The organism is Vibrio sp. ZOR0018, from assembly GCF_963865925.1.
GTDB classification, from domain to species: domain Bacteria; phylum Pseudomonadota; class Gammaproteobacteria; order Enterobacterales; family Vibrionaceae; genus Vibrio; species Vibrio anguillarum.
On sequence record NZ_CAWMCN010000138.1, the window covers coordinates 23,416 to 48,053 of the forward strand.

Genomic DNA, 24,638 nt, shown 5'->3' on the forward strand with positions numbered 1-24,638 from the left:
CCCAACCAAGCCGCATGATACAACACGCCGCCGAATAAAAAGAGTGGCGGCCATTTTACTTGGATTTGAAGAAATGTTGCAGAGAAAATAACAAACCCATCAATGAACATTTCTAGTTAACCTATCAGTGATTTATAGTGAGCAACACTTAATCTATTCTGACAAAAGGAAATGTCATGGCAGCTCTGTTTTTCAAGTGCCTGCTTGGTGCGCTTGCCGTGTTGATCATCGCCCTGCTCTCCAAAAGCAAAAGCTTTTTTATTGCTGGTCTTGTACCGCTGTTTCCTACCTTCGCTCTGATAGCGCATTACATTGTCGGCACCGAACGCACGATGGAAGACCTGCGCACCACCGCGTTGTTTGGCCTTTACTCGCTTATCCCGTATGCGGCATACCTGTTGGCAGTATACTACTTCAGTTATTGGCTACCTCTCACCAGTACACTGGTATGTGCCACTTTGGTGTGGTTGGCATTCGCTGCATTATTGTTAGTAAGCTGGACACGTTTAAACCCTGCGATGGCCTAAATCATCATCCCCGACGGTCATATCGATACGGGAGAAAGCCAAACGCAAGCACTACAACCTGAAGTGCTAGAGGAACGATGGCATTTACGCTGCACAATTTATTAAGGAAAGGCATAATGTTCGAAAGAGCTTCTTTTACTCTGTTTATTCACATTGTGGTGATCGCAGCTGTTGCGGCGAGTGTGGGAAGCCTGCTCTCCATTCCGCTTTCTGAAATGTTTATTGCCGCAGCTTTAGTCATTGTGCTGCATAAAAAACGCCTCTTATCAATTCGCGTTCCTAACGGGTTATTGTTGACGGTGCAAATTGTGCTAGGCATCAGCGTTGGGGCAACCATCAGTTTAAGTCAATTGGGCGAAACCTTAACCCTACCGGTGATTATCGGTTTGGTTTTCTGCTTAAGCTTGCAGATCGCCAGCAGCTTTCTTTGGCTCCGCAAAAGAGAAGGTTGGTCACCGTTTGAATCTCTACTCGGTGCGGTACCGGGAGCGATGGCAGCGATTTTGGTGATCAGCGAATCAAGCCAGACACCTTCAACCAAAGTGGTTTATTCGCACTCGGTGCGCTTGATGATCCTCACTTTACTGGCTCTTTTTATCTCCAATAGCACGCCCGACGTTGCCCCCGTTGAGAGCAGTTTGACGATTTACGCGTGGTTGATTTTCTTTGCGCTTGCGCTGCTTAGTCTACTGCTGGGCAAAGGCTCGACCTTGCTCGGCATTCCCGCGCCCTATATGTTGGCGACACTGCTGGTCACGGCCAGTTTCAATAGTTTTTCGACAGGCATTGCGCTACAACTTCCAACATGGATGGTAGTATTCGCCACCGCACTGCTGGGCATTTTAATTGGCGCACGCCTTGCCGATACCACATTGCGCGAAGCCATGGCTTATTCGCGCGCGGGTGTGATGGTTACACTGATTGGTCTGCTGGTCGCCGTCGCCGTGTCTGGCTTATTTGCGTTACTGCTGGATAAATCTTGGGTGGTATTACTTCTAGCTTGGGTCCCCGGCAGTGTAGAAGCGATGACCGCCGTCGCCCTACTGCTGGGCATGGAACCCGCGTTTGTGATGATCAACCACGCCCTACGGCTACTGCTGCTCTACTCGCTACCCGCCGTGTTGAAAAAGCCGTTAGAGGCGTTGCGAAGCAAGTGAGGTGAGAAAAATGAGCGACCGAGGAATATTTTGGATAACCGAATACTCCGTTCACTGCCCTTTTTCATACTCAATCGAGTTAATAAACCACTCTTTGATACCGGTGGGCGTGGGCACTTGCACCTCGTCATCAACCTCTTTTTTCAGCAGAGCACGCGCCATCGGTGAATCGATGGAGATGTAATCTTTCGCGTCACCGTAAATCTCTTCTGGGCCCACAATGCGAAAGCGCTTTACATCACCCGCTTCATTTTCAATTTCCACCCAAGCACCGAAAAACACTTTCCCCTCTTGTTGAGGCGAATAATCAACTATCGTCACTTCCGGTAAAAATTTTCTCAAAAAACGAATTCGGCGATCAATTTGGCGAAGTAAACGCTTATTAAAGGTGTAGTCTGCGTTTTCAGAGCGATCCCCGAGGCCAGCAGCCCAAGTGACTATTTTGGTAATTTCTGGCCGTTTTTCATGCCAAAGATGGTCATGCTCTGCCTTTAATTTATTGTAGCCCTCACGGGTAATCAGTTTGGTCTTCAAGATCTTTTCCCATTACACACCGCCGCACATTCAAGGTAGCCGCGGGTTATACATTCATCACGATGGCTTGCTACTATACTGTCATTTTCGCTCGGCACCAACTGACTGAACTTATCTTTAGCCACCAAACTCATCTTCAGTTTTAGCGCTGCCAACGCTGAAAAATGACATCAAAATCACACGCGTTACGTGACCTCTTCGGCACAATCGGGTAGAAGGTTATCTCACTAATCTCATAACAGCGCGCCGTTAGACTAGAAATAAGTCTAACGTGCCCCAATAGTTAGCCTATTCAAACCACCCTGAGTGGTGGTGCTACTGAACTACAAAAGAGAAACCACGGATGAGCCAAGCTATCTGCAAATTGATCGCACAAGAGCTAAATGTGCGTCTTGAGCAAGTGACAGCGACTGTCACACTTATTGATGACGGAAACACCGTTCCTTTTATCGCCCGTTACCGTAAAGAGGTCACGGGTGGGCTAGACGACACCCAACTGCGTACCTTAGACAGCCGTTTATCCTATCTGCGCGAGCTCGATGATCGCCGCCAAACCATTCTGAAATCGATTCAAGAACAAGGCAAACTCACCGCCGAGCTAGCACAAGAGATCAACCAAGCGGATAGTAAAACTCGCCTTGAAGATCTCTATTTGCCCTACAAACCTAAGCGTCGTACTAAAGGTCAAATTGCGATTGAAGCAGGGCTTGAACCACTGGCAGACAAGCTGTGGAATGAAGCGCAAACCGACCCTGAAACCGAGGCCGCACACTATGTGAACACCGAGAAAGGGATCAGTGATATCAAAGCAGCACTGGACGGTGCACGCGCCATTATCATGGAACGCATTGCTGAAGATGCCAACCTGCTGGACAAAGTGCGCCGCCATTTGACGCGCAGTGCCGAATTGGTCTCTCGCGTGGTCGAAGGCAAAGAGCAAGCAGGGGAGAAATTTAAAGATTACTTCGCGCATAATGAAACGCTCAGTAAAGTGCCTTCACACCGCGCATTGGCCATGCTTCGCGGCCGCAATGAAGGCTTTTTAAGCTTGAGCATGAATGCCGACCCAGAGCAAGAAGAGGGCGTGCGCCAATCGTATTGCGAAACGCTGATTGCACAACACTATGGCATTCACTTAAGCAGCGCCCCTGCCGATGGGTGGCGCAAACAAGTGATCAGTTGGGCGTGGCGCATTAAAGTGTCAATGCACATGGAAACCGAACTGATAGGCGCAATGAAAGAGCGTGCCGAAATCGAAGCGATTGAAGTGTTTGCCACCAACTTAAAAGATTTGTTGATGGCCGCACCGGCTGGCCCACGCGCCACTCTCGGCTTAGATCCTGGTTTGCGAACGGGTTCGAAAATTGCGGTAGTGGACGCCACGGGTAAGGTACTGGCGACCGAGACGATTTATCCGCATCAGCCGCATAACCAACATGACAAATCAGCGAAAATTGTTGAACAGTTAGTACGCCAATTTAACGTCGATTTGATTGCGATTGGTAACGGTACCGCATCGCGCGAAACCGATACTTTTGTCGCCGATGTCATTAAGCGCGGCAACCTGAAAGTGCAGAAAATCATTGTTAGCGAAGCGGGGGCATCGGTCTATTCAGCCTCTGAACTGGCAGCCAAAGAGTTCCCCAATATGGATGTGTCGCTACGCGGCGCGGTGTCGATTGCTCGCCGCCTGCAAGACCCACTTGCCGAGCTGGTGAAAATCGATCCGAAATCGATCGGTGTGGGCCAATACCAACACGATGTCAGCCAGTCGATGCTCGCCAAACGCTTAGATGCGATTGTTGAAGACTGCGTCAACGCGGTAGGCGTGGATGTGAATACTGCCTCTGCCGCGCTGTTAACACGCGTGGCTGGCTTGTCTAACGCACTGGCGCAAAACATCGTTGATTATCGGGATGAAAATGGACGCTTCGCCTCACGCGCTACACTGAAAAAAGTCGCGCGCTTAGGGCCAAAAGCATTTGAGCAATGTGCGGGCTTCTTACGCATTATGGATGGTAAAAATCCACTCGATGCCTCTTCGGTTCACCCAGAAGCTTATCCAGTGGTGAAAGCCATCGCCGAAAAAAATAGCAAAGAGATCAAAGCACTGATCGGCAATAGTGAGTTTTTGCGCAATTTACACGCCGTCGATTATACCGACGAGCATTTCGGCCTGCCGACTGTCACTGACATCATCAAAGAGCTCGATAAACCGGGCCGCGATCCACGCCCTGAGTTTAAGACCGCGACCTTTGCTGACGGCGTGACTGAAATGAAAGATCTGGAAATTGGAATGATTTTGGAAGGCGTGGTATCGAATGTGGCCAACTTTGGTGCTTTTGTTGATATTGGCGTTCACCAAGATGGCTTAGTGCATATCTCTGCGCTGACTGATCGTTTCATTGCCGACCCGCGTGAAGTGGTGAAAGCGGGCGACATCGTCAAAGTCAAAGTGATGGAAGTCGATGTGCAGCGAAAACGCATTGCACTCTCGATGCGCTTAAACGATGAGCCGGGGCAAGATAACCGCAGCCAACGCTCTGGCGCAACAAGTAACAACACGCGTTCGCATCAAAATAGTGGCCAACAGCAACGCCGTCGTGAAGAGCCACAACAAAACGCTGCGATGGGTGGAGCATTCGCCGCCGCCTTTGCTAAAGCGAAAAAATAGCGGCGATGCGTAACTTACTGGATAAACGAATCACAGTGAAAAGCACCTAACCGCGTCACTCATATCAGAGCCGCAAAAAACACAAATCCCCACTGCGGCCAACGCCTAAGTGGGGATTTTATTTATCGCGATTAAGTCGCATTCATCGACCTACAACACCGCAATCACTTCAGAAGGCGTATTGGGTGCAACCGCGTGACCATAATAGTACTTAATTACAGTTCGCCGGCGCGCCATTTTGCCTTCGGTTATCGCAGCATCAATAATGTGTTTAGGTAACCTAAACCGCATCGTATAGCTTTTACCTTGATCCTTGCTGTAGGTGGCGAGAGCGAGCAAGTCAAACAGCCTTTCGAGCTCGCTTTTCTGCTCCTCTTGATAAGAAGTCGATGTTTCGTATTCGGTGCCAACCTCATAGCTTGGATGCTCTGAAGGGTCCCATGACGACTGTTTTCGTCTTTTATCATCCGCCTTTACCTTACGCTCAGCGTTGGTTTTAGCCAGTTCGACGGTTGGCATCACAGGGGCGCGGATCCGATTGTCACGCGCGGCCTGTTCCGTTTGCACATTAACCGATGGGGCGATAAGTGGCACACTTACGTTCGTTGGTGACACCATCATAGCCGAAACCTCCTCAGTATCGCCCGCCCCGATAGACCTGCTTTCGCTCAGCACTACTGGGTTAGACTTTATATCGACCAGATTGCTCAAACTTTTAGCAAATTTATTTTTAATTTAACATTTGCACCCAACGACTTGACGTTTCAGGATGCTGCAGATAAAGACAGCAAGCGGGTGAATCCCCATGAGAGAGATCAACGATGTGATTGAGGTGAGCCAACACAGCTGTAGCTTTAAGTAGAAAGAAATTGCATTGGTATCAATGCCTTAATGTGCAAAGGCGATGATCTGCTGGCAAAAATCGTCCAGTTCAGTGATGAACGGTGCGTGGGAGGAGTTGCCAAAAATGTACTGCTCGCTATTGGGCAAGGTTTTTTGCAACTCTTGCGCCACCTTAACCGGCACCAAACCATCAAGCCGACCATATAGACGAAGCATGGGAATCGAGAGTGCTGCCAAAGGCTGGCGCAAATCCACCTCCGCCAACATGACCAAACCCGCTAACAACGATTGTGGGTTCGGCGCTGGCCGTGATAACACCGCTTGTTTTAGGTATTTCACATCTTGCTTTGCCTGAGGGCTGCCCATCGCTTGCAGCGCCATAAAGCGCTCAACAGTAGCCTGAAAATCGTCCATTAACTGTTCAGTAAAGGCACTGAGCACTTGAGGGAGAATGCCACGCCACGGTTTCTGTGCCGCAAATTTGGGAGAGCTCGCCACAGTGACCAATTTGCTCACATAACTTGGGTGATGCAGTGCCATATGAGTCGCCACTAACCCACCCAAAGACCAACCGACCCAAATGGCTTGTTTAGGCGCTTGCATGATTAGCGCTTGCGCGATCTCTTCTAGATCAGCGGCGTGGCTAGCAGCGCTGTGACCATAACCAGGCAAATCAACCACGTGCACACGAAAATGTCCTTTAAGCACATCGACCGCTTGCTGCCATACTGCACCATTCATCCCCCAACCGTGCACCAAGACAAGATCATCGCCCTCGCCTGAGGCTTGCCAATATAACGCTGTGGCCATGCTCACAAATTCCCCCACTAAATTCACACTTCTTCGCTGAAAAAATACCGATCATACACTCACTGACTTGAAATCACGGTCAACACAAAGACTGATTCAAGTTGCAAGAGTATAACCATACTTCGTTTCACAGCTTTGGTTGGGTTATGTTATCGCATTGGGTTCAAAAAACCATCACTCGCTTGGTAAGCCGTCAGTGTCTACTGTGTCGTTTACCGATTGAAACTCATCAAACTGGGGCTTGGTGTAAGACCTGCCTAACCTATTTTGCACCGCAACCTCGCTGCCAACAGTGCGGCCTGCCAACGCTTATTACCGTACCTCAATGCGGGCAATGTTTAGCAAATCCTCCGCCTTGGCAACGCCTATACTGTGTCGGCGACTACATTTTTCCGCTCAGTCACACCATTCATCAACTCAAATATGAAGGTCAATTTTGGCAATCTCGTCATTTGAGTGCCTTACTGACGCCACGTATCGACACTCCCGCCCCACTCATCACTAGCGTTCCGTTGCACTGGCAACGGCGCTTAAAACGCGGATTCAATCAAAGTGCACTACTTGCCTCTCAATTAAGTCAACAACTGGGGGCTAGCTGCGATAACCAGTTGATCAAACGCAATCGCGCAACGCCCCAGCAGCAAGGGCTTTCTAAATTACAGCGCAAACAAAATCTCAAACATGCATTCACACTACGGCACCGTCCCACGCACAAGTACATTGCACTTGTTGACGATGTAGTGACCACGGGCAGCACCGTGCAGCAAATCTGTCAATTACTGCTTGAAGTCGGTGTCGAAAGGATTGATATTTACTGCATATGCCGCACTCCTGAACCTAAAGATTAACCAACACGGTTTTATTTAGCGCGTAAAAAGGACTGGATCCGCCGTGTTTCAGGAGTAGAATGGCAAGTAATAACCTATAAATTTACTCAGGTATTCGTCGTGTCAAATTCTATTATTATTACCGAAACAGCCCAAACCCATTTCGGCAAGTTGCTTGGGCAACAGCCTGATGGTACTAACATCCGAGTTTTTGTAGTCAATCCAGGCACTCAAAATGCAGAGTGTGGCGTCTCTTACTGCCCACCCGAGGCAGTGGAAGCGACTGATACTGAAATTGCCTTTGAAGGTTTTTCTGCGTATGTCGATGAACTGAGCTTGCCGTTTTTAGAAGACGCAGAGATCGATTTCGTCACTGATAAAATGGGTTCACAACTGACACTTAAAGCTCCGAATGCGAAGATGCGTAAAGTGTCTGATGACGCAAGCCTGATTGAACGTGTGGAATATGCGATTCAAACTCAAGTCAACCCGCAGTTAGCTGGCCATGGTGGCCATGTCAGCTTGGTTGAAATCACCGAAGATGGTATTGCGATTGTCGCCTTTGGTGGCGGCTGTAACGGTTGTTCAATGGTCGATGTCACCCTCAAAGAAGGCATTGAAAAAGAACTGCTTCAACAATTTGAAGGCGAATTAACCGCGGTGCGCGATGCCACTGAACACGATCGTGGTGAGCACTCTTACTACTAGTGACTCGCTAGATGCGTGGATTACAGAAAACGAAGCCGAGATGAGATTCTCGGCTTTTTTATACTTAAAATCATTTGCCGCGCTCAAGTCCTTTTCAATTAAGGTCATTTTCTCATATAGTTAGAAAAGTCATTTGCCTTACGGGAATTAGTGTATGCCAACCAGAAAACTGCCCGAAATTTTAGCCCAAAGAACGGCAGCTCAATCGACCCTGTTTACCATCGAATCATTAGATTTACGCTTTTCTAACGGCGAACAGCGCACCTATGAACGAATGAAACCGAGCGGCCGGCATGCAGTTATGATGGTGCCAGTAACGGCACAAGGAGATTTACTGCTGGTTCGAGAGTATGCCGCTGGCACTGAACGCTATGAGCTCGGATTCCCTAAGGGTTTGATTGACCAAGGAGAAAGCCCGCAACAAGCAGCAAATCGTGAACTCAAAGAAGAAATTGGTTTTGGCGCAACCATCTTAACCCCCTTAAAAGAGGTGGTACTTGCCCCCTCTTACTTTTCGAGCAAAATGACACTCTTCTTAGCACAAGATCTATACTCAGAAGTAATGGAAGGCGATGAACCCGAACCTTTAGAGGTCATTCGCTGGCCTCTGGCCCAAGCAGAAGAGCTACTGACTCACCTCGATTTCTGTGAAGCCCGAAGCATTACCGCACTACTGCTTGCTCTGCGCAGCCTAAAATAACAAAGTAGAGCTATAGGATTGATGATGCCAACAGCCAATAATTTATCTTACTTACTGCCTGACGTAATTGAAATCGCTCGCTCTGCCGGGCAATTGATTCTCGATATCTACGAAAAGAAAAACTACGAAGCGTTCACCAAAAGTGACCACACCCCTGTCACCAGTGCCGATCTTGCTGCGCATAAACTGATCTGCGAACGACTGAGTGAACTCACGCCAGATATTCCTGTTTTGTCGGAAGAGGCGGCGGACATTAGCCTAGAAAAACGCAGCCAATGGCAGCGGTACTGGTTGGTTGACCCGCTTGATGGTACGCAAGAGTTTATTGCGCGCAGTGGTGACTTTGCCACCATTATCGCACTGATCGAAGAAAACCAACCAGTGATGGGCGTCGTCTATGGGCCCGTTTCTGGCGTGACCTACTACGCCTACGCAGGCAAAGGCGCATGGAAGATCCCCGACATGTCTGAAAGCTTGCGTATTGAAACACACAAGCACGAAACCGTTGGGCAATCCATCGCGATTGCGATCAGTCGCCGCCAAGATATTAACCGTATTACAAGTTGCATGAGCAGCGCATGGAATTATGAGTTAGTGCCGCTGGGCTCGGCAGCGCTGAAAGCGTGTTTAGTCGCAGAAGGTGCTGTCGACTGCTATTTGCGCCTCGGCCCAACGGGTGAATGGGATACCGCAGCCACGCAATGCATCGTAGAAGAGGCGGGCGGACGCATCCTTAACACGCAACTGCAACCGCTGTCCTACAATGAGCGTGAAACGTTAGAAAACCCCAACTTTATTGTGTTAGGGGATGCCGATTTGCCTTGGAATACCATTTTACAAGTCAAACCATAACGGCCATTACCAATAAAAATGCCGATCAATAGACTCAGCATTTTTATTGGGGTATGAAATGATTACGGTTAAAAAACCAATCAAAGCTGGCCTTGATAATTAAACTGATATTTACCTTGGTTGTCTGGCGCTCCAATCCACTGTAATTGCTCCGCCATTTCGGGTGGGAATTGCGCTTCAGGTTTAAACCACGCTTTCGCACTGTAACTCATATCTGGTTGCAGCTGCAGGGCAAATTCACTGCTCATTTGCTCACTGTTTTGCTGACCGTTCAATGTCATCTGATTGCTTTGACATTGCAGATCTGCCACTACCGGACCAAGCGAGAGCTCTCCTAAAGGTGAGTCAACTCGGCCATGAGTCCACGCAAGTGAGCCTTCGGCAGATTCACACCACGGGCTATCATAGCGGTAATGGTTCAGGGACAACTCGACTTGCCCCTGAAAAGTCACTGGCACAGGCAGTGGAAACAGCGTCGCTAATTTATTAGCCGCGACAGAAACCACAACCTTGTCCGCATAAGGGCCAGAAAACCCCAGACCAAGATTGCCTTTGCCACGAACTCCCATATCACTACCGCGTCCAAAGCGTACCGCCACTTCAAACTTGGCCATCAGCAGTTGTGATACTTGGATGTCCCAGTTGAGATCGCCGACATTTTGCCCTTGCCAAAAGAGTTGCTGAGCACTACCAGACCACACCGTACCGTCAACACCAGTGACACGCATGACTTCGGAAGAGGAGAGTTGATTCATCACCAAGGAAGCCGGAATATGCGCGACCACACTGATGAGAAAAACCATTACAAGGAACCCGCTATAGAGCAATTTCTTTTTCACTCACCACCTCGCTTCAGTTGTAAGCGTTTTACTTCGACAACGCCACTTTGCTGAGCACGGTTGATGTCCATAAACTCGACATCGACACCTTGCTGCTCTTTTAGAAAGGCAAGCCAATCCACCAATTTAGAGAAAGGAAGTGGTTGTATCCAAACCTGCATCATTTCATCACGCGGTTGAATACGAATAAGCTCAATTTGAAAACGCTGCACACTTGATGAGATGACTTGATTGAGCGGTTGCGTCGTTGCCACCCCACCACCTTGTGCGCGCAATTGAGTAATGGCATCGGCCTTATCCGTCACCCAATTAAGCAATTGTCTTTCACTGATAATCCGGGCTTGCGCAAGCTCGGTTTTCTGATTAAGTGGCGCTAAAATGCCCCAATAAATGATCGCAACCACACACAACGATACACCACCTAACAGTAATTTCTGTTCACGAGGGGAAAAGGCCGCCCATCGTTGTTGAAGTGCACTCAGGCTATTTTTCATGTCACTCACCTTACTGGCTTTTCAGTATGAAGGTACCATTAACTACAGAACCCGAGCGGTTTAACTGCCCTTGCTCAACCACAAACTGTTTTTCCAATTTAAGGCGCGCTTGTTCAAAGCTTTCAAAATCATTACTTTGAACTTCAAGGCGAATTTCACCCCGATTGCCATCATATTTAACACTTTGCAACTGCATGTTCGGTACGCTGCCGACACTGCTGGGCAACTTCGACAACCACTCCAACATCGAACCATTGGCTTCGCCGCCAGAGAGCCGAGCCGCTTCATCATTCATCAGTCTTTTCAGGTAACTGATGGTGGGTATTTTCTGTTTATCAGGGAAAACCGCGCGAAAAACACGTTCACTCTCCGCTCGATAAGCATCGGCTTGCGCTTCGTAGTGCCCAGCTTGCAAAAGATGGTGGCTGGTTGAAATTACAATCAACACCGCGGCCGCTAATGCGCATTTTTGCCATACTTGCCAATGCTTCAAAAACGAGGACTTGGTTTTAAAACTTCCCGTCAGTAAAGTCACTTTGCTCGCTATCGCTTGCTGAGTCAGCAGCGCCATGACTAAATGAGGCTCGGCTTGTTGCCAATGTTGTTCTTCAGCCAGTGTCAGCTCAGGGAGCTGGGTATACGCCTCTAGCGGTAAATAGTGCCCCTCTTGCTTGACCCACTCTGACGCACTAAACAGCGTTAACCACTGCGGTTCAATGCTCACCCCTAAATACTCACCTTTACGGATTAACCATTCTTGGCCGATCTGCAGTGCCGACAACCCCTCTGATGCAGGGATAGCCAACACATCCGGTAATACCTTTTTCACGTCAAAACCCGCGGCTTTGAGCTCATCTAAGCGGGTACGCAACCAAGCACAATCCACCCCGACAACGTAAGCAGTGGAAGCGGTTTTATGCAAAATTGAAAAATGCAGCTCATCCACATCTTGTGCGATCTCATCTTCGATTAGATAAGGCAACATTGACTCTAAGCGACGAGCCGCCCCTGATGGAATCGCGACCTCAGTCAGAACTAAATCACTGGCAGCGAGCAGCACAATCGTGGCGCGTTCAGCCGCATAGCTAGAGAGCTGAGATAGCTGCTCCCATCCGGATATTTCACCGCTGGCAATCACTTCTTGCTGCTGTGTTGACCACACCAGCCAAGGTATTTCAGCGTCTTGTTGACTACTCAGCCGAACGGTCAGAAACTCGCTCACTGATCCCTCCAAAGCGACGGCGTATGACCGTTGCGGTTTCTCTATTATCACTAAACAATAAACTGCGAATACGAACTCGCGAGTCATCAACCAAGATTTGAGCATCCAGTTCAAAATAAGCACTATCGACAGCTAGGTACTGTTTCGCTTCTTCTTTCACTTTGCTCTCCACAGCAGCCAATGCGGCCTCTGCGAGAAAATTGTCTACCGAAGCCCAACCATCAAATGGTCGGCTCTCGAGTAAGTTTTTTGCATCCCCTTCACTTAAGTGCGGGCTGAACATCGCCACCAATAACTTGGCATGATCGGGTTCCAATGTATTGATATTCAAACGCCAATCATCAGTGGGGAGAGTGCAGATATAAGGCGCTATTTTATTCATTACATCACCGCTCACCTGCTGAACCGCGCGCAACTCACTGTTATCCGCAAGTAAACTATTCGCCGCCAGATAAGCAGGAGACATTGATTCATACTGGTTGTCTTCTACGCCATAAGAGGACTGCACATCTGAATCGCCATCAATATACTCCCAAGCCGAATCGGCAATCACTTCGGCTTGATAGCTGTCGACCTCAAGCTCTTCCAATAACCGTTGCAACACTTGCACTAAATAGGGTTTTTCGACACTCCCTGCCGCAGGTCTGGCTCTCGAGAGTACATTCAGGTTAAAACAAGCCTGTTTATCAAGTATGCGCCCTTTCAAAGTGCCGTAATCCAATGGATACGTTTGCTCTTTCATCGCCCAAGGTTGACTTAAGTTAATCGTTTCGTTGTCTTTGTAGCTCTGCTCGATAGCGACTTTGGCTAAAGCTTCACTACCCACACTATACCAATAGGCTTGCTGGTAACTAATTTGATTATTCGCTCTTTGAAACTGTGTGAATAAACGCTCGGACATGGTTGCGGCAATCGACACCATAATCGCCAACAACAGCAAGATAACGATTAACGCTACACCGCGTTGGGCTCGATTAGGGTGCGCCATTATTATCAGCCTCTTTATTGGTCGAATTGATGCCACCACCAGCAGTAAGGTAGATACGCTCAATCTCGCCATAATCTTTCAGCGCCAATTTCACGGCCACCGCCTGTGGGATTTTCAAGGCATCAGTCCACTCTTCACTCCATTTATCTTGGTTATAAAAGCGCAGCGATAGTGACTCAACATCATGTAACAATGGCGTGATGATCCCTTCTTGCCCTGCAGGAGTATCAGGATAACGCCACCATATACGCTCTAACACGCCCTCCTTAATTCGGTAGCCGACCTTAGTGACTTCCCCGCGTGGAAATTGCTGCTGTGGGTTATGCCAACCTAATCGTGCAAACAGCACTCCTTTTTGATCGGAGTCGAGCAAGTACTCTTTCCAAATCAGCATCTGTTGACTTGGCTCTTCACCATTGGTGCGAAATTGACGCGTTGCCATCTGCCGAAAATCGCCATCCATTAACACCATGGCGCGCTGCAATTCGTTCAAACGCTGGCTACGTTGGGCTGAAATCTCATTACTGCGCTGGACTTGGTTCAATACTTGGTAAGCACCAACGCTCAAACTAGCGAAAATCGCAATCGCCACCAGCACTTCAATCAGGGTAAAGCCTTTGTTTTGTTTATTTGGCGACATAACTTCTCACTGTCACCAAAGGTGATCCTTCTTTTTCACTAGCCACGCTGACATCAAAAGCTTTCAATAAATTATCCGCAGTAGGTACTAAAGTGACTTTCCAATACCAGGTTCGGCCCGCCAATACCTCACTGCCATTTTTCGCTTGTACGTTTTGAGGAGTAAGCATCACTTGCGCCATCTGGTTATCGACCACCATGGCGGCAAACGCTTTTTCTTCCAAATAACTCACGGTATTGATGTGTTGGCTGACCGAACGGATCACACTGATGGAAGCGGTGGCAAAAATAGCCAGCGCCACCAAGACTTCTAACAGCGTCATCGCTTTTTGTTTACCCATCAATCGCATCTCCCGGAGCGAACAGCGTGATTTCCCCGTTTTCTTTCACTACCACTCGCCAGCCTTGCTCTGCATCTTGCTGATTAAGATGGATGCTCAGGACAAAAGGGGTCAGCTCACCACTCGATAAAATAAACACCTGTGGTGGTAATTGTTTTTTTTGCTCGCCTTCATCAGCAAACTTATCGTCATCAAACAGACTGCCCGGTTTGAAGAGTCGATCATCGTTTTTCCATGCACTTCCTCCCAGCTCAAACTGGAGAGATAACCCCTCCGGCAACTGGAGCTGTGAAGCCATTTTCTTGCTCTCTAGCGGCTGCCATCCCTTGTCCTCCATCGATAGGAAAACCAGATGCGATTTTTTTTCATCGACCCGCAAACCAAAATCTTTGCCACTGAGAATGGCTTCTTCATTGCTCAGCTGTAGACGCTGATAGAGGCTCATCGCGTACTGTTTCGCATCATCGTTGTTCGTGCTAGGTAGCGTCGATATAACGGCCACAGCACTGAGCGAGAGCAGCACGAGCACCAGCAGTATTTCGAGTAGGGTAAAACCGCGTTGAGATAGCATCAGATAAATGGGGCGGCTAAGGCCGCCCTCTCTCTTATTGGAAATCTTGCATGTTCCAGTTGCCTATGTCGGCACTGGCGCCTTCGCCACCTTCTTGACCATCAGCACCTAGCGTGAAGATATCAATCGTACCGTTATCACCAGGGCTTAAGTATTGATAAGGGTTGCCCCAAGGGTCATTTGGCAAACGGCGAATATAACCGTTATCGCGGTAGTTGCGTGGCTCAGGATTCGACGGCTTGGTCACTAGCGCTTCTAAGCCTTGATCTGTCGTTGGGTACACGCTGTTGTCTAATTTATACATATCCAACGCATTTTCGAGTGCGACAATATCGGTAATCGCTTTTTGTTGGTCAGCTTTTTCTTTATTACCGAGCAAATTAGGCACCACAAAACTCGCCAAAATACCCAAAATAACCACAACCACCATCACTTCAAGCAAAGTAAAGCCCGACTGTTTATTTGTTTTTGTTCTCATTCCAATCTCCAACATAGTTTGGTCGTTATCATTGCAGAATTCAGTCATGATCAACGACTCATTAAATTATTCATTTCTAAAATCGGCATCAAGGTCGCCATCACGATAAACAGTACCAACCCAGCCATCAATGCAATCAATGCCGGGGTAAAAATACCTAATGCGATGTTGACCGTCGATTCAAAACTCGCGTCTTGGTTATCGGCCGAGCGCGTCAGCATACTTTCGAGCTCACCACTTTGTTCACCACTGGCGATCATATGCAGCATCATCGGTGGAAATAACTTGGTTTGCTCAAGCGCTTTACGCAAGCTCGACCCTTCGCGAACATTGTCAGCCGCCAACAACACTTGTTGCTTGACGTATTTATTGGACATCACATCCACCGCCACACGCATCCCATCCAAAATAGGAATCGCACTGGAGGTACAAATAGACAAAGTTCGCGCAAAACGCGCAGTATTGAGACCGCGAGTGATTTTGCCAATCAACGGCATGCCGATGATTTTTTTATCCCACTTCAACCGCAAATTCGGCTTGCTTAGCAACCATCGGACGAGATAAATCAAGATCACCAATAGCACCAGCAATTGGACACCCCAATGCTGGATAAAATCACTTGAGGAGAGTAGAAATTGAGTCGACTTCGGTAATTCTTGCCCCATTTGGACAAATTGCCCGACGATTTTAGGCACCACAGCCGCCAGCAAAAAAGCCACAATACACACCGCGAACACCACCAACACCACTGGATAAATCATCGCTTGTTGTAACTTGGAACGCATTTTTTGGCGATTCTCAGCATAGTCCGCTAAACGCTCAAGCACCGAATCCAAATGACCTGATTTTTCGCCCGCTTCAACCATCGAACGAAACAGGTCATCAAAGATATGTGGATAATCACCCAAGCTGTCTGACAAGGTATAACCCTCGGTCACTTTGGAACGAACAGCGGCCAACATGGTGCGAATACGCGGCTTTTCCGATTGTTCAGATACCGCTTTCAAACACTCTTCCAATGGCATGCCTGACTGCACTAAAGTGGATAACTGGCGAGTAATGAGCGCTAAATCCGGTGTACTGATACCGCGCTTAAAACTCAAAGGCGATTGCTCACGCTGAGCCGCTTTCGCTTGCGTCTCAATGAGTTCAATCGGTATAAGCCCTTGCTCTTTTAAGCGCTGGCGAACCTGCCGAGCATGGTCCCCCTCAATAACACCCTTTTTTTGTTTGCCTTTGGCGTCGAGCGCTTTATATTCAAATGCCGCCATTATGCTTCCTTCGTCACTCGCATCACTTCTTCAAGTGAGGTAATACCTTTCAGCACTTTATCAAGCCCGTCATCACGAATGCTCGGTGTTTTCGCCCGCACCGCTTTTTCAATCGCTTGCTCTCCGGCTTCGCTATGAATTAAGGCTTGTACCTCATCATCAATCAGCAACAATTCATGTATACCCGTTCGGCCTCGATACCCTTTGTGATTGCATTTGTCACAGCCCTTCGGACGATACAGTGTCAGCGACTCTTTTTTCTTACAATTGAACAGTTTTTTCTGCTCATTGTCTGCTTGGTAGGTCTCTTTGCAATCTGGACATAAGGTACGCACTAAGCGTTGTGCCAATACGCCAAGCAGCGATGATGAGATCAAAAAGGGTTCAATTCCCATATCGCGCAAACGTGTTATCGCACCGATGGCGGTATTGGTGTGCAAAGTCGACATCACCAAGTGTCCGGTTAAAGACGCTTGCACCGCAATCTGCGCGGTTTCTAAATCACGAATTTCCCCAACCATGACCACATCCGGGTCTTGACGCAAAATAGCACGTAATCCTCGCGCGAAAGTCATGTCCACTTTAGGATTGACTTGAGTTTGGCCGATACCATCAATATCGAACTCAATCGGGTCTTCCACGGTTAAAATATTACGTTCGTTGCTGTTGAGCTCTTGCAGGCCAGCGTACAAGGTGGTGGATTTTCCTGAACCGGTTGGGCCCGTCACCAAAATAATGCCATGCGGTCGTTTGATTAATTGACGGAAGCTTTCGTGGTTGGCGGCCGTCATTCCTAGACTGTGCAGATCTAAGCGCGTGGCGTTTTTATCTAGCAAACGCATCACCACACGCTCACCGTGAGACGAAGGCATGGTTGACACGCGAATATCGACCGCTCGGCCGCCAATGCGCAATGAAATGCGTCCATCTTGTGGTACACGTTTTTCAGCGATATCAAGCTTAGCCATTACTTTGACGCGTGAAACCAGCAACGGCGCTAATTTACGACTCGGCGCTAACACTTCACGCAGTACCCCATCGACACGAAAACGAATCGACAAGATTTTCTCAAAGGTTTCAATGTGAATATCCGACGCGCCCTCTTTGATCGCTTCGCCAAGCATGGCGTTGATCAATTTGATGATGGGCGCATCGTTTTCTGACTCTAACAAATCTTCATTTTGCGGCAGCTCTTCGGCTAATGAGAAGAAATCATCACTGTCAGCACCGATATCTTCCATTAATTGTCGCGCTTCTGACGAGTCTCGTTGGTAAGCTTGGGTTAACTTACTTTCAAATTCGGCCAGTGAAATTTCAACCAAGTTGAGCGGCTGTTTCACGACTCGTTTCACTTCGACTAATGATTCGATAGCCAGCGGAGCGACATAAAATAACGTCGGCAGCTCGTTGTCTTCTACCAGCTCTAATACCAATTTAAAACGATTGGCAAAGCTAAACGGTAAACGACGGTAGTGAGGTTGCGACAAAACTTCGGTCATTGCTGTTTTTCCATTTGTTCGATAAAGGCTTGTACTTCCGCAGAATGGGTGCGCTCATCGCCAAACTTAGGCAGCACAGGAATATTGTCGTTCGCCATCAACTTCAAACCACGATCAGCGTTATAAAGCTGCTCTGCACGAATATAGTTGTACTTACGCTGAGTGATGCCATCGGCCGTCATGCCATCACGAATGATGGTCGGCTTAATAAAGACCATCAGGTTTTTCTTCTCAACTTGGGTACTGGTCGATTTGAACAAATAGCCTAAAACCGGTATATCGCCTAATAGTGGGACTTTGGATTCACTTTCGACTGCGCGCTCATCAATCAACCCCCCCAGCACTAACATTTGACCGTCTTGAATGATGACCGATGTGTTTAATTGACGCTTTGCAAAACGGACATCGACGGCACCATTCGCTCCTAATACGTTGGATACCTCTTGTTCAATTTTCAATTGAACTGAGTCGCCTTCGTTGATTTGTGGTACCACTTTCAGCTTGATACCGACCTCTTTGCGTTCTACGGTTTGGAAAGGATTATCGTTATTTGCGCCCGCGCTCGAACCCGTCAAAACAGGCACCTCTTCGCCCACGATGAAGGAGGCTTCTTCATTATCCATCACCGTAATACTCGGTGATGACAAGATGTTCGAGTTGAAGTCACTCGACACGGCGCTGATCAGCGCGGTCCAGTCGCCCATCACTAAGCTCATGGCTGCACCATTGACCGCACCGAGCGCTGACGCCAAAGTAGAGTAATCCCCTTTCTTCGTTGTTTCTTCGTAGTATTTTATTGCGCCTGTTGAGCTATCTCGAATCGGTTTTTTCTCAACGCTATCTTTGGCTTCTTCTAAACCAATCATTACCTTACCGATTGGCGCGCCCGCGTTGCCATACTGAATCACAGAGCCGTTGTCGAGTGAGCCCCATTGCACGCCTAAGTTGATGCCATCCCCTTCGGCCATTTCAACAATCAGCGCTTCAATCAATACCTGAGCGCGACGAATATCCAACTGCGCAACCACATCTTCTAGCTCTTTCATGATGTCTTGCGGAGCGGTAACAATTAAGGAATTGGTCGGTGCATGTGCTGAAATCATCACTTCGGTGCGTTGTGAACTTTGCCCTGTTTTTTGCCCAGACTGTTTTTCGGCCTGCAAGTTGTCAGACACCCCTTTCAACACATCAACCAAATCTTCCGCTTTCGCATTCTTAAGATAAATGACGCGGTTATTACCTCTGGTTGCCATCTCGACATCAAGCTGAGTGATCAATCGCTTTAGGCGTTCACGGACTTTAGGATCACCTGAGATCAAAATCGAATTGGTACGATCATCGGCCACCAGCTTAGGCTGCAAAAACTCTGGAGTATTTTTGGCATCCGTGGTTTTGTTTAATGCCTCCACAATACGCACCATTTCAGCGGCAGATGCATTACTTAGTTCCACCACTTCGATGTCTTTGTCACCGGCTTGGTCAACTCGTTTGATGATATCGGCTAAACGGTTGACGACCGCAGCACGACCTGTAATCAAAATAATGTTCGCCGGATCATAATGCACTACGTTGCCCGCTCCTGCGTTATCGATCAACTGGCGCAGCAAAGGTGAAAGCTCTCGTACCGAAACATTCCGCACCGCAACAACGCGCGTGATCACGCTATCACCGTTCTCTTTTCCTTCATCGCCAACGACAGGAATCGCAGACGTTTTGGCATCTTTCGACTTGATCACTTTGAGCACGCCGTTGTCCATTTCCACCACGGCAAAACCATACACTTCCAATACATTCAAAAAGAAGCTGTAGTATTGCTCTTCATTAAGTGTGTCATAGCTGCGGACATCAACCTTCCCCCGAACGGAAGGATCAACAATGATTGTTTTTTCAAGATTACGGCCCACGATATTGATGAATTCTTGAATATCGGTGCCTTTAAAGCTGGCACTAAAATCGTTTGCCATGGCTAACGGCGATGACAACAAGCCACCCATCAATAACCACGTCGTTTTGTTTAACCAATGCTTCACGTCTTACTCCCTAAACTCATGCTCATGCATCAGTCTGTCTAAAATTGGATATAAATGTCATGGGATTGCCCGTCTCTTTCGACTGTTAAGTTCATTTCGGTTAACTCAGAGACTGACTGAAAAATCTTATTCATGGCGTCCGGGTCCGTTAAATCCTGACCGTTTAACGCGATTGCGACATCGCCATCTTGTAGCCCTACCGACTCAAACAACTCAGGAGATTGCCCAGGGCTCACTCTGTATCCAAGCACTTTGTCATCACGTTTCACTTGCGACAGGCGTACATATTTAAAGATTTCTTGCGGATTGCTGGCAATAGCGGCGCGAATGTCATCCAACTTTTCTTCTGCAGACGCTGGGTTATTACCACGCACATTCGACGCAACAACGCGCTCAGGCGTTGCTACACTCGGTTTATGATAGTCAATTCCATCCAACATCAAGGTTTCATCGCGCCCTGAGTTATCAATAATAACGCGATCATTGAACACCGCTTTCAATTTGACACGGGTTCCTTCAATGACTTCGTTAACACCATAGGTCGATTGACTGCCACGATTTGCGATTACCGCTAGACTCTTACTCGGTTCATTGCTAGCCACCACCCCAACCAATAATAAGCTAAGGCTGGTTTTAGGTGCATCTTTGACCACAGGCTGTGCGGCTTCGACCTTCTGCTCGCTATAGCGACCAAATAAACTTCCTTGTTGTAAAGAAGAGAGATCAAGCGAACGCGCCGCATTCGGCGTTGATGCGATTGCTCTTGGAGACCAAGGCGTTATATCAACCGCGTTTTGCTGAATCAGCCACACCATTTTTCCTAGAATCCAAGCCGACGTGACCAGCAATACTAAGGTAAGAAATTGGCTGATTTGTTTCTGCCATTGCGGTATTTTTTGTAGCAAACCTGCTTGCCATAAGCGAGATGAGGTCATACTGCTAAAATCGATTCGCCTCAAAAGATGTCCTTACTGATATTTTCTTACTTCAACCATGATATTTCACATTCATGAGCCGTTAGCCAGACGAAAACCGGCGGATTGGCCTCAAACTATACTTCCATTTCATTTAAACTATGCTTCCATTTAAATGGAACAGATACATAAGACCGCGAAGATCGCGCTACAAAAACACATTAATATATCATAGGAGACATTCTCGTCATTTTTACTGACATTATTTTGTCGGGTAGCTTGAAAATCTGGAACCAAAACACCATTGTAAAGGCCATAAAACGTACAAGACTAACTCCCTTTGAGGCACATTTGTAGTATGAGTTCTGCGACAGAGCAAATAAGATTGGATAAATGGCTATGGGCAGCACGATTTTATAAAACGCGGTCGATCGCACGCAGTATGGTCGATGGTGGTAAAGTCCATTATAATGGCCAACGCACCAAGCCAAGTAAAATTGTCGAGCTTGGGGCAACGATTACCTTACGCCAAGGCCAAGAAGAGAAAATCGTCACTGTGATCAATCTGTTAGGGCAAAGGCGCAGCGCGCCAGAAGCACAAACCCTGTATTCGGAAACCGCAGCAAGCATCGCCAAACGTGCCCATCATGCCGAGCAACGTAAGCTCAACGCACACAACCCAAGCCCCGAACGCAGACCAGACAAAAAAGAGCGTCGTGACATCATTAAATTTAAACATCAATAAAAGCTGGACCATGTTCCGAGGAAATAGCTAAATGGCAAATAACATTTTAAATCGCTACTTATTTGAAGATCTATCCGTACGTGGCGAGTTGGTACAATTAGACGACGCGTATCAACACATCCTTTCGAGCCAGGAATATCCAGCCCCAGTACAAAAACTTTTGGGCGAACTGCTCGTCGCAACGACCTTGCTAACCGCAACGCTGAAGTTTGAAGGCTCAATTACTATGCAATTGCAAGGCAATGGCCCAGTTTCCTTAGTCGTTATCAATGGTGATAATGAACAGAAAGTGCGTGGTGTCGCACGCTGGAAAGGCGATATTGCCGATGATGCCGACCTACACACTTTGATGGGTAAAGGTCATTTAGTTATCACTATCGAACCCAAGAAAGGCGAGCGCTACCAAGGTGTGGTCGGTTTAGAGGGTGATAACTTAGTGGAAGTGCTGGAAGGTTACTTCATCCGCTCTGAACAGTTGAAAACACGCCTTTGGATACGCATTGGTACGCAAGATGGAAAAGCCTGTGCCGCTGGCATGTTACTGCAAACTATTCCAGATGGAACGGGTACGCCCGATGATTTTGAGCACTTAGAGCAGTTAACTAACACCGTAAAAAACGAAGAGCTGTTCACCTTAGAAGCCACTGATCTGTTGTATCGCCTGTATAACCAAGAGAAAGTTCAGTTGTTCACCCCACAACCCGTGGAATTCCATTGTGGTTGTTCACGTGAACGCAGTGGGGCGGCCATCATCACAATAGGCAAAGAGGAAATTTACGACATTTTATCGTCTGAAGGATCCGTTTCTTTACATTGTGATTACTGTGGCACCAACTACTCATTTGAAGAGGCTGAGATCGCAACACTCTACGCACAAGCCTCCTCAGGAAGCGACACAATTCATTAATTTGCATGAATTAACAAGCACGAAGAAAACGTATCAGAGCCAGCTTTATGCTGGCTTTTTTTGTGATCAAAACCCAGCAAAATCAAGCCTTAAACAAACAGAATGGCGTACTTATTTTTTTAAAAGTATTAATCTTATTGATCTAGCGCAAAGGTTTGCGTACGCGATAAAATAGTTGCGCCAATATGTGACGGGACACCTAAAACCACAGGAGTGTCATGGGCAATTTTTGAACTGTGTCCCTGTTTTATCCCCCACCCGTTGCTAGCATGGTGAGCAGATAACAATTACAAACATTATTACAAAATCCCTACAAAATCTCTTACAAGGAGCACCTATGACCGTTATGGAACATACAAAGGCTGCACAACTAGACCTGACCAAATACGGAATAACCAACGTAGTCGAAGTGGTTCGCAACCCAAGCTATGAACTGTTATTTGCCGAGGAAACTCGCCCAGACCTTGAAGGCTACGAAAAAGGCGTCGTCACTGAACTTGGCGCTGTTGCCGTTGATACTGGCATTTTTACAGGCCGCTCACCAAAAGATAAATTCATTGTCAAAGATGACACCACACGCGATACCCTATGGTGGACATCTGAACAAGCGAAAAACGATAACAAACCGATTAACCAAGAAGTATGGAATGATCTAAAAGCACTAGTGGGTCGTCAACTATCCGCTAAACGTCTATTCGTTCTTGACGGTTACTGTGGTGCCAACGCAGATACGCGCCTTTGCGTGCGCTTCATTACTGAAGTGGCGTGGCAAGCCCACTTCGTCAAAAACATGTTCATTCGCCCAACAGAAGAAGAGCTAGCTAACTTCGAACCTGATTTTGTGGTCATGAATGGTGCCAAATGCACCAATGACAAATGGCAAGAGCAAGGCCTGAACTCAGAAAACTTTACTGTGTTTAACTTAACGGAAAAAATGCAGTTGATCGGCGGTACTTGGTACGGCGGTGAAATGAAGAAAGGGATGTTCGCAATGATGAACTACTTCCTTCCACTGCAAGGTATTGCTTCAATGCACTGCTCAGCCAACATGGCTAAAGATGGCGATGTGGCGATTTTCTTTGGCCTATCTGGCACAGGAAAAACCACACTCTCTACCGATCCAAAACGTGCGTTAATCGGCGATGACGAGCACGGCTGGGATGATGATGGTGTCTTTAACTTTGAAGGCGGTTGCTACGCGAAAACCATCAAGCTCTCCAAAGAAGCCGAGCCTGACATCTACAACGCGATCCGCCGTGATGCGCTACTGGAAAACGTCACAGTACGTAGCGATGGTTCGATTGACTTTGATGATGGTTCTAAAACCGAGAATACTCGTGTTTCTTATCCTATCTACCACATCGAAAACATCGTTAAGCCTGTATCGAAAGGTGGTCACGCCAATAAAGTGATCTTCCTATCCGCGGATGCATTTGGTGTGCTTCCACCAGTCTCTAAATTGACTCCAGAACAAACCAAGTATCACTTCTTGTCTGGCTTTACGGCAAAACTAGCGGGTACTGAACGTGGCATCACCGAACCAACACCAACCTTCTCAGCCTGTTTTGGCGCAGCGTTTTTAACGCTCCACCCAACACAATATGCCGAAGTGCTGGTAAAACGTATGGAAGCAGCTGGTGCTGAAGCTTATCTAGTCAACACTGGTTGGAACGGCAGCGGTAAACGCATCTCGATTCAAGATACCCGCGCCATCATTGACGCTATCTTAGATGGTTCGATTGAGAAGGCAGCAACCAAGCATATTCCAATCTTCAATCTTGAAGTGCCAACCTCACTACCTGGTGTGAACCCAACCATTCTCGACCCACGCGATACTTACGTGGATCCTCTACAATGGACAAGCAAAGCCGAAGATCTCGCCTCGCGCTTTATCAATAACTTTGCCAAGTATACTGATAACGCAGAAGGTAAAGCATTAGTGGCCGCAGGCCCACAACTCGACTAAAACTGATAAGTCAGTAGCAAGCCCCTTTGATAAGGGGCTTTTTTTGTTGCTGCGTGAGGTAATTTGTTTCACTCTGTCGCAGGTAACGGTTTACGAGTAAGG

The 24,638-nt window shown here is 47.7% G+C and carries 25 protein-coding genes; 10 read left to right on the forward strand and 15 right to left on the reverse strand.

Annotated elements, in window-relative coordinates:
* The first annotated feature begins 176 nt into the window (after positions 1 to 176).
* Positions 177 to 527 carry a GlpM family protein gene (locus tag AACR75_RS16380; protein ID WP_017048724.1) on the forward strand — a complete coding sequence of 117 codons (351 nt, stop codon included), beginning with the start codon at positions 177 to 179 and terminating at the stop codon, positions 525 to 527.
* A gap of 116 nt (positions 528 to 643) precedes the next feature.
* Positions 644 to 1,684 (forward strand): AbrB family transcriptional regulator, encoded by a 1,041-nt coding sequence (locus AACR75_RS16385; RefSeq protein WP_047688012.1) that lies wholly within the window; start codon positions 644 to 646, stop codon positions 1,682 to 1,684.
* Between the two features lie 51 nt (positions 1,685 to 1,735).
* On the opposite strand, the gene greB is transcribed toward AACR75_RS16385, so the two are convergent.
* Positions 1,736 to 2,218 carry a transcription elongation factor GreB gene (gene greB, locus AACR75_RS16390; RefSeq protein WP_010319306.1) on the reverse strand — a complete coding sequence of 161 codons (483 nt, stop codon included), beginning with the start codon at positions 2,216 to 2,218 and terminating at the stop codon, positions 1,736 to 1,738.
* A gap of 343 nt (positions 2,219 to 2,561) precedes the next feature.
* Between greB and AACR75_RS16395 the strand changes: the two genes are divergently transcribed.
* Positions 2,562 to 4,892, forward strand: a complete 2,331-nt coding sequence (locus AACR75_RS16395; RefSeq protein WP_047688014.1) for a Tex family protein — start codon at positions 2,562 to 2,564, stop codon at positions 4,890 to 4,892.
* Between the two features lie 150 nt (positions 4,893 to 5,042).
* Here the strand turns inward: AACR75_RS16395 and AACR75_RS16400 are convergent, their stop codons facing one another.
* Positions 5,043 to 5,513 (reverse strand): hypothetical protein, encoded by a 471-nt coding sequence (locus AACR75_RS16400; protein WP_026027513.1) that lies wholly within the window; start codon positions 5,511 to 5,513, stop codon positions 5,043 to 5,045.
* 267 nt (positions 5,514 to 5,780) lie between these two features.
* Positions 5,781 to 6,545 (reverse strand): pimeloyl-ACP methyl ester esterase BioH, encoded by a 765-nt coding sequence (gene bioH, locus AACR75_RS16405; RefSeq protein ID WP_038220331.1) that lies wholly within the window; start codon positions 6,543 to 6,545, stop codon positions 5,781 to 5,783.
* A 146-nt stretch (positions 6,546 to 6,691) separates the two neighbouring features.
* On the opposite strand from bioH, the gene AACR75_RS16410 reads away from it, so the two are divergent.
* The 4 genes from AACR75_RS16410 to cysQ all read left to right on the forward strand — a co-directional run bounded on the left by AACR75_RS16410 (position 6,692) and on the right by cysQ (position 9,632).
* Positions 6,692 to 7,393: an amidophosphoribosyltransferase gene (locus AACR75_RS16410; protein ID WP_047688016.1), complete on the forward strand. Its 702-nt coding sequence runs from the start codon at positions 6,692 to 6,694 to the stop codon at positions 7,391 to 7,393.
* 99 nt (positions 7,394 to 7,492) lie between these two features.
* The gene (nfuA, locus tag AACR75_RS16415) at positions 7,493 to 8,080 is read left to right on the forward strand and encodes a Fe-S biogenesis protein NfuA (protein ID WP_013855425.1); all 588 of its coding nucleotides are present in this window, start codon (positions 7,493 to 7,495) and stop codon (positions 8,078 to 8,080) included.
* A 154-nt stretch (positions 8,081 to 8,234) separates the two neighbouring features.
* Positions 8,235 to 8,780 carry an ADP compounds hydrolase NudE gene (nudE, locus tag AACR75_RS16420; protein WP_047688019.1) on the forward strand — a complete coding sequence of 182 codons (546 nt, stop codon included), beginning with the start codon at positions 8,235 to 8,237 and terminating at the stop codon, positions 8,778 to 8,780.
* Between the two features lie 24 nt (positions 8,781 to 8,804).
* Positions 8,805 to 9,632 (forward strand): 3'(2'),5'-bisphosphate nucleotidase CysQ, encoded by an 828-nt coding sequence (cysQ, locus tag AACR75_RS16425; protein WP_010319313.1) that lies wholly within the window; start codon positions 8,805 to 8,807, stop codon positions 9,630 to 9,632.
* Between the two features lie 80 nt (positions 9,633 to 9,712).
* Here the strand turns inward: cysQ and AACR75_RS16430 are convergent, their stop codons facing one another.
* From AACR75_RS16430 to gspC, 12 genes are read right to left on the reverse strand one after another with little or no spacing between them, the layout of a single operon-like run.
* Entirely contained in the window at positions 9,713 to 10,471 is a 759-nt protein-coding gene (locus tag AACR75_RS16430; protein WP_017043523.1) for a type II secretion system protein N, read from the reverse strand.
* On the reverse strand, positions 10,468 to 10,965 hold the full coding sequence (locus AACR75_RS16435) for a type II secretion system protein M (RefSeq protein ID WP_013855429.1): 498 nt from the start codon (positions 10,963 to 10,965) through the stop codon (positions 10,468 to 10,470). The genes AACR75_RS16430 and AACR75_RS16435 overlap by 4 nt, the downstream gene beginning before the upstream one ends.
* Before the next feature lie 10 nt (positions 10,966 to 10,975).
* Positions 10,976 to 12,187, reverse strand: coding sequence for a type II secretion system protein GspL (gene gspL / locus AACR75_RS16440; protein WP_047688021.1), 1,212 nt, complete (start codon positions 12,185 to 12,187; stop codon positions 10,976 to 10,978).
* On the reverse strand, positions 12,156 to 13,175 hold the full coding sequence (gspK, locus tag AACR75_RS16445; RefSeq protein WP_047688023.1) for a type II secretion system minor pseudopilin GspK: 1,020 nt from the start codon (positions 13,173 to 13,175) through the stop codon (positions 12,156 to 12,158). Before gspK ends, gspL begins: the two co-directional genes overlap by 32 nt.
* Positions 13,162 to 13,815 carry a type II secretion system minor pseudopilin GspJ gene (gene gspJ / locus AACR75_RS16450; RefSeq protein WP_047688025.1) on the reverse strand — a complete coding sequence of 218 codons (654 nt, stop codon included), beginning with the start codon at positions 13,813 to 13,815 and terminating at the stop codon, positions 13,162 to 13,164. Before gspJ ends, gspK begins: the two co-directional genes overlap by 14 nt.
* Entirely contained in the window at positions 13,802 to 14,164 is a 363-nt protein-coding gene (gene gspI / locus AACR75_RS16455; RefSeq protein WP_047688027.1) for a type II secretion system minor pseudopilin GspI, read from the reverse strand. Before gspI ends, gspJ begins: the two co-directional genes overlap by 14 nt.
* Positions 14,148 to 14,726, reverse strand: a complete 579-nt coding sequence (gene gspH / locus AACR75_RS16460; RefSeq protein WP_017045696.1) for a type II secretion system minor pseudopilin GspH — start codon at positions 14,724 to 14,726, stop codon at positions 14,148 to 14,150. The genes gspI and gspH overlap by 17 nt, the downstream gene beginning before the upstream one ends.
* Before the next feature lie 34 nt (positions 14,727 to 14,760).
* On the reverse strand, positions 14,761 to 15,204 hold the full coding sequence (gene gspG / locus AACR75_RS16465) for a type II secretion system major pseudopilin GspG (RefSeq protein WP_010319321.1): 444 nt from the start codon (positions 15,202 to 15,204) through the stop codon (positions 14,761 to 14,763).
* A gap of 50 nt (positions 15,205 to 15,254) precedes the next feature.
* Positions 15,255 to 16,475, reverse strand: coding sequence for a type II secretion system inner membrane protein GspF (gene gspF, locus AACR75_RS16470; RefSeq protein ID WP_017045694.1), 1,221 nt, complete (start codon positions 16,473 to 16,475; stop codon positions 15,255 to 15,257).
* A complete protein-coding gene (gene gspE, locus AACR75_RS16475; protein WP_047688029.1) occupies positions 16,475 to 17,974 on the reverse strand; it encodes a type II secretion system ATPase GspE in 1,500 nt (499 codons plus the stop codon). The genes gspF and gspE overlap by 1 nt, the downstream gene beginning before the upstream one ends.
* On the reverse strand, positions 17,971 to 20,004 hold the full coding sequence (gene gspD, locus AACR75_RS16480; RefSeq protein WP_047688031.1) for a type II secretion system secretin GspD: 2,034 nt from the start codon (positions 20,002 to 20,004) through the stop codon (positions 17,971 to 17,973). The genes gspE and gspD overlap by 4 nt, the downstream gene beginning before the upstream one ends.
* A 38-nt stretch (positions 20,005 to 20,042) precedes the next feature.
* Positions 20,043 to 20,939, reverse strand: coding sequence for a type II secretion system protein GspC (gspC, locus tag AACR75_RS16485; protein WP_228376488.1), 897 nt, complete (start codon positions 20,937 to 20,939; stop codon positions 20,043 to 20,045).
* Positions 20,940 to 21,276: 337 nt separating this feature from the next.
* On the opposite strand from gspC, the gene hslR reads away from it, so the two are divergent.
* The 3 genes from hslR to pckA all read left to right on the forward strand — a co-directional run bounded on the left by hslR (position 21,277) and on the right by pckA (position 24,536).
* Positions 21,277 to 21,663 carry a ribosome-associated heat shock protein Hsp15 gene (gene hslR, locus AACR75_RS16490; protein WP_026028320.1) on the forward strand — a complete coding sequence of 129 codons (387 nt, stop codon included), beginning with the start codon at positions 21,277 to 21,279 and terminating at the stop codon, positions 21,661 to 21,663.
* A 31-nt stretch (positions 21,664 to 21,694) separates the two neighbouring features.
* Positions 21,695 to 22,570, forward strand: a complete 876-nt coding sequence (gene hslO / locus AACR75_RS16495) for an Hsp33 family molecular chaperone HslO (RefSeq protein WP_013855441.1) — start codon at positions 21,695 to 21,697, stop codon at positions 22,568 to 22,570.
* A 337-nt stretch (positions 22,571 to 22,907) separates the two neighbouring features.
* A complete protein-coding gene (gene pckA, locus AACR75_RS16500; protein ID WP_013855443.1) occupies positions 22,908 to 24,536 on the forward strand; it encodes a phosphoenolpyruvate carboxykinase (ATP) in 1,629 nt (542 codons plus the stop codon).
* Positions 24,537 to 24,638: the final 102 nt, after the last annotated feature.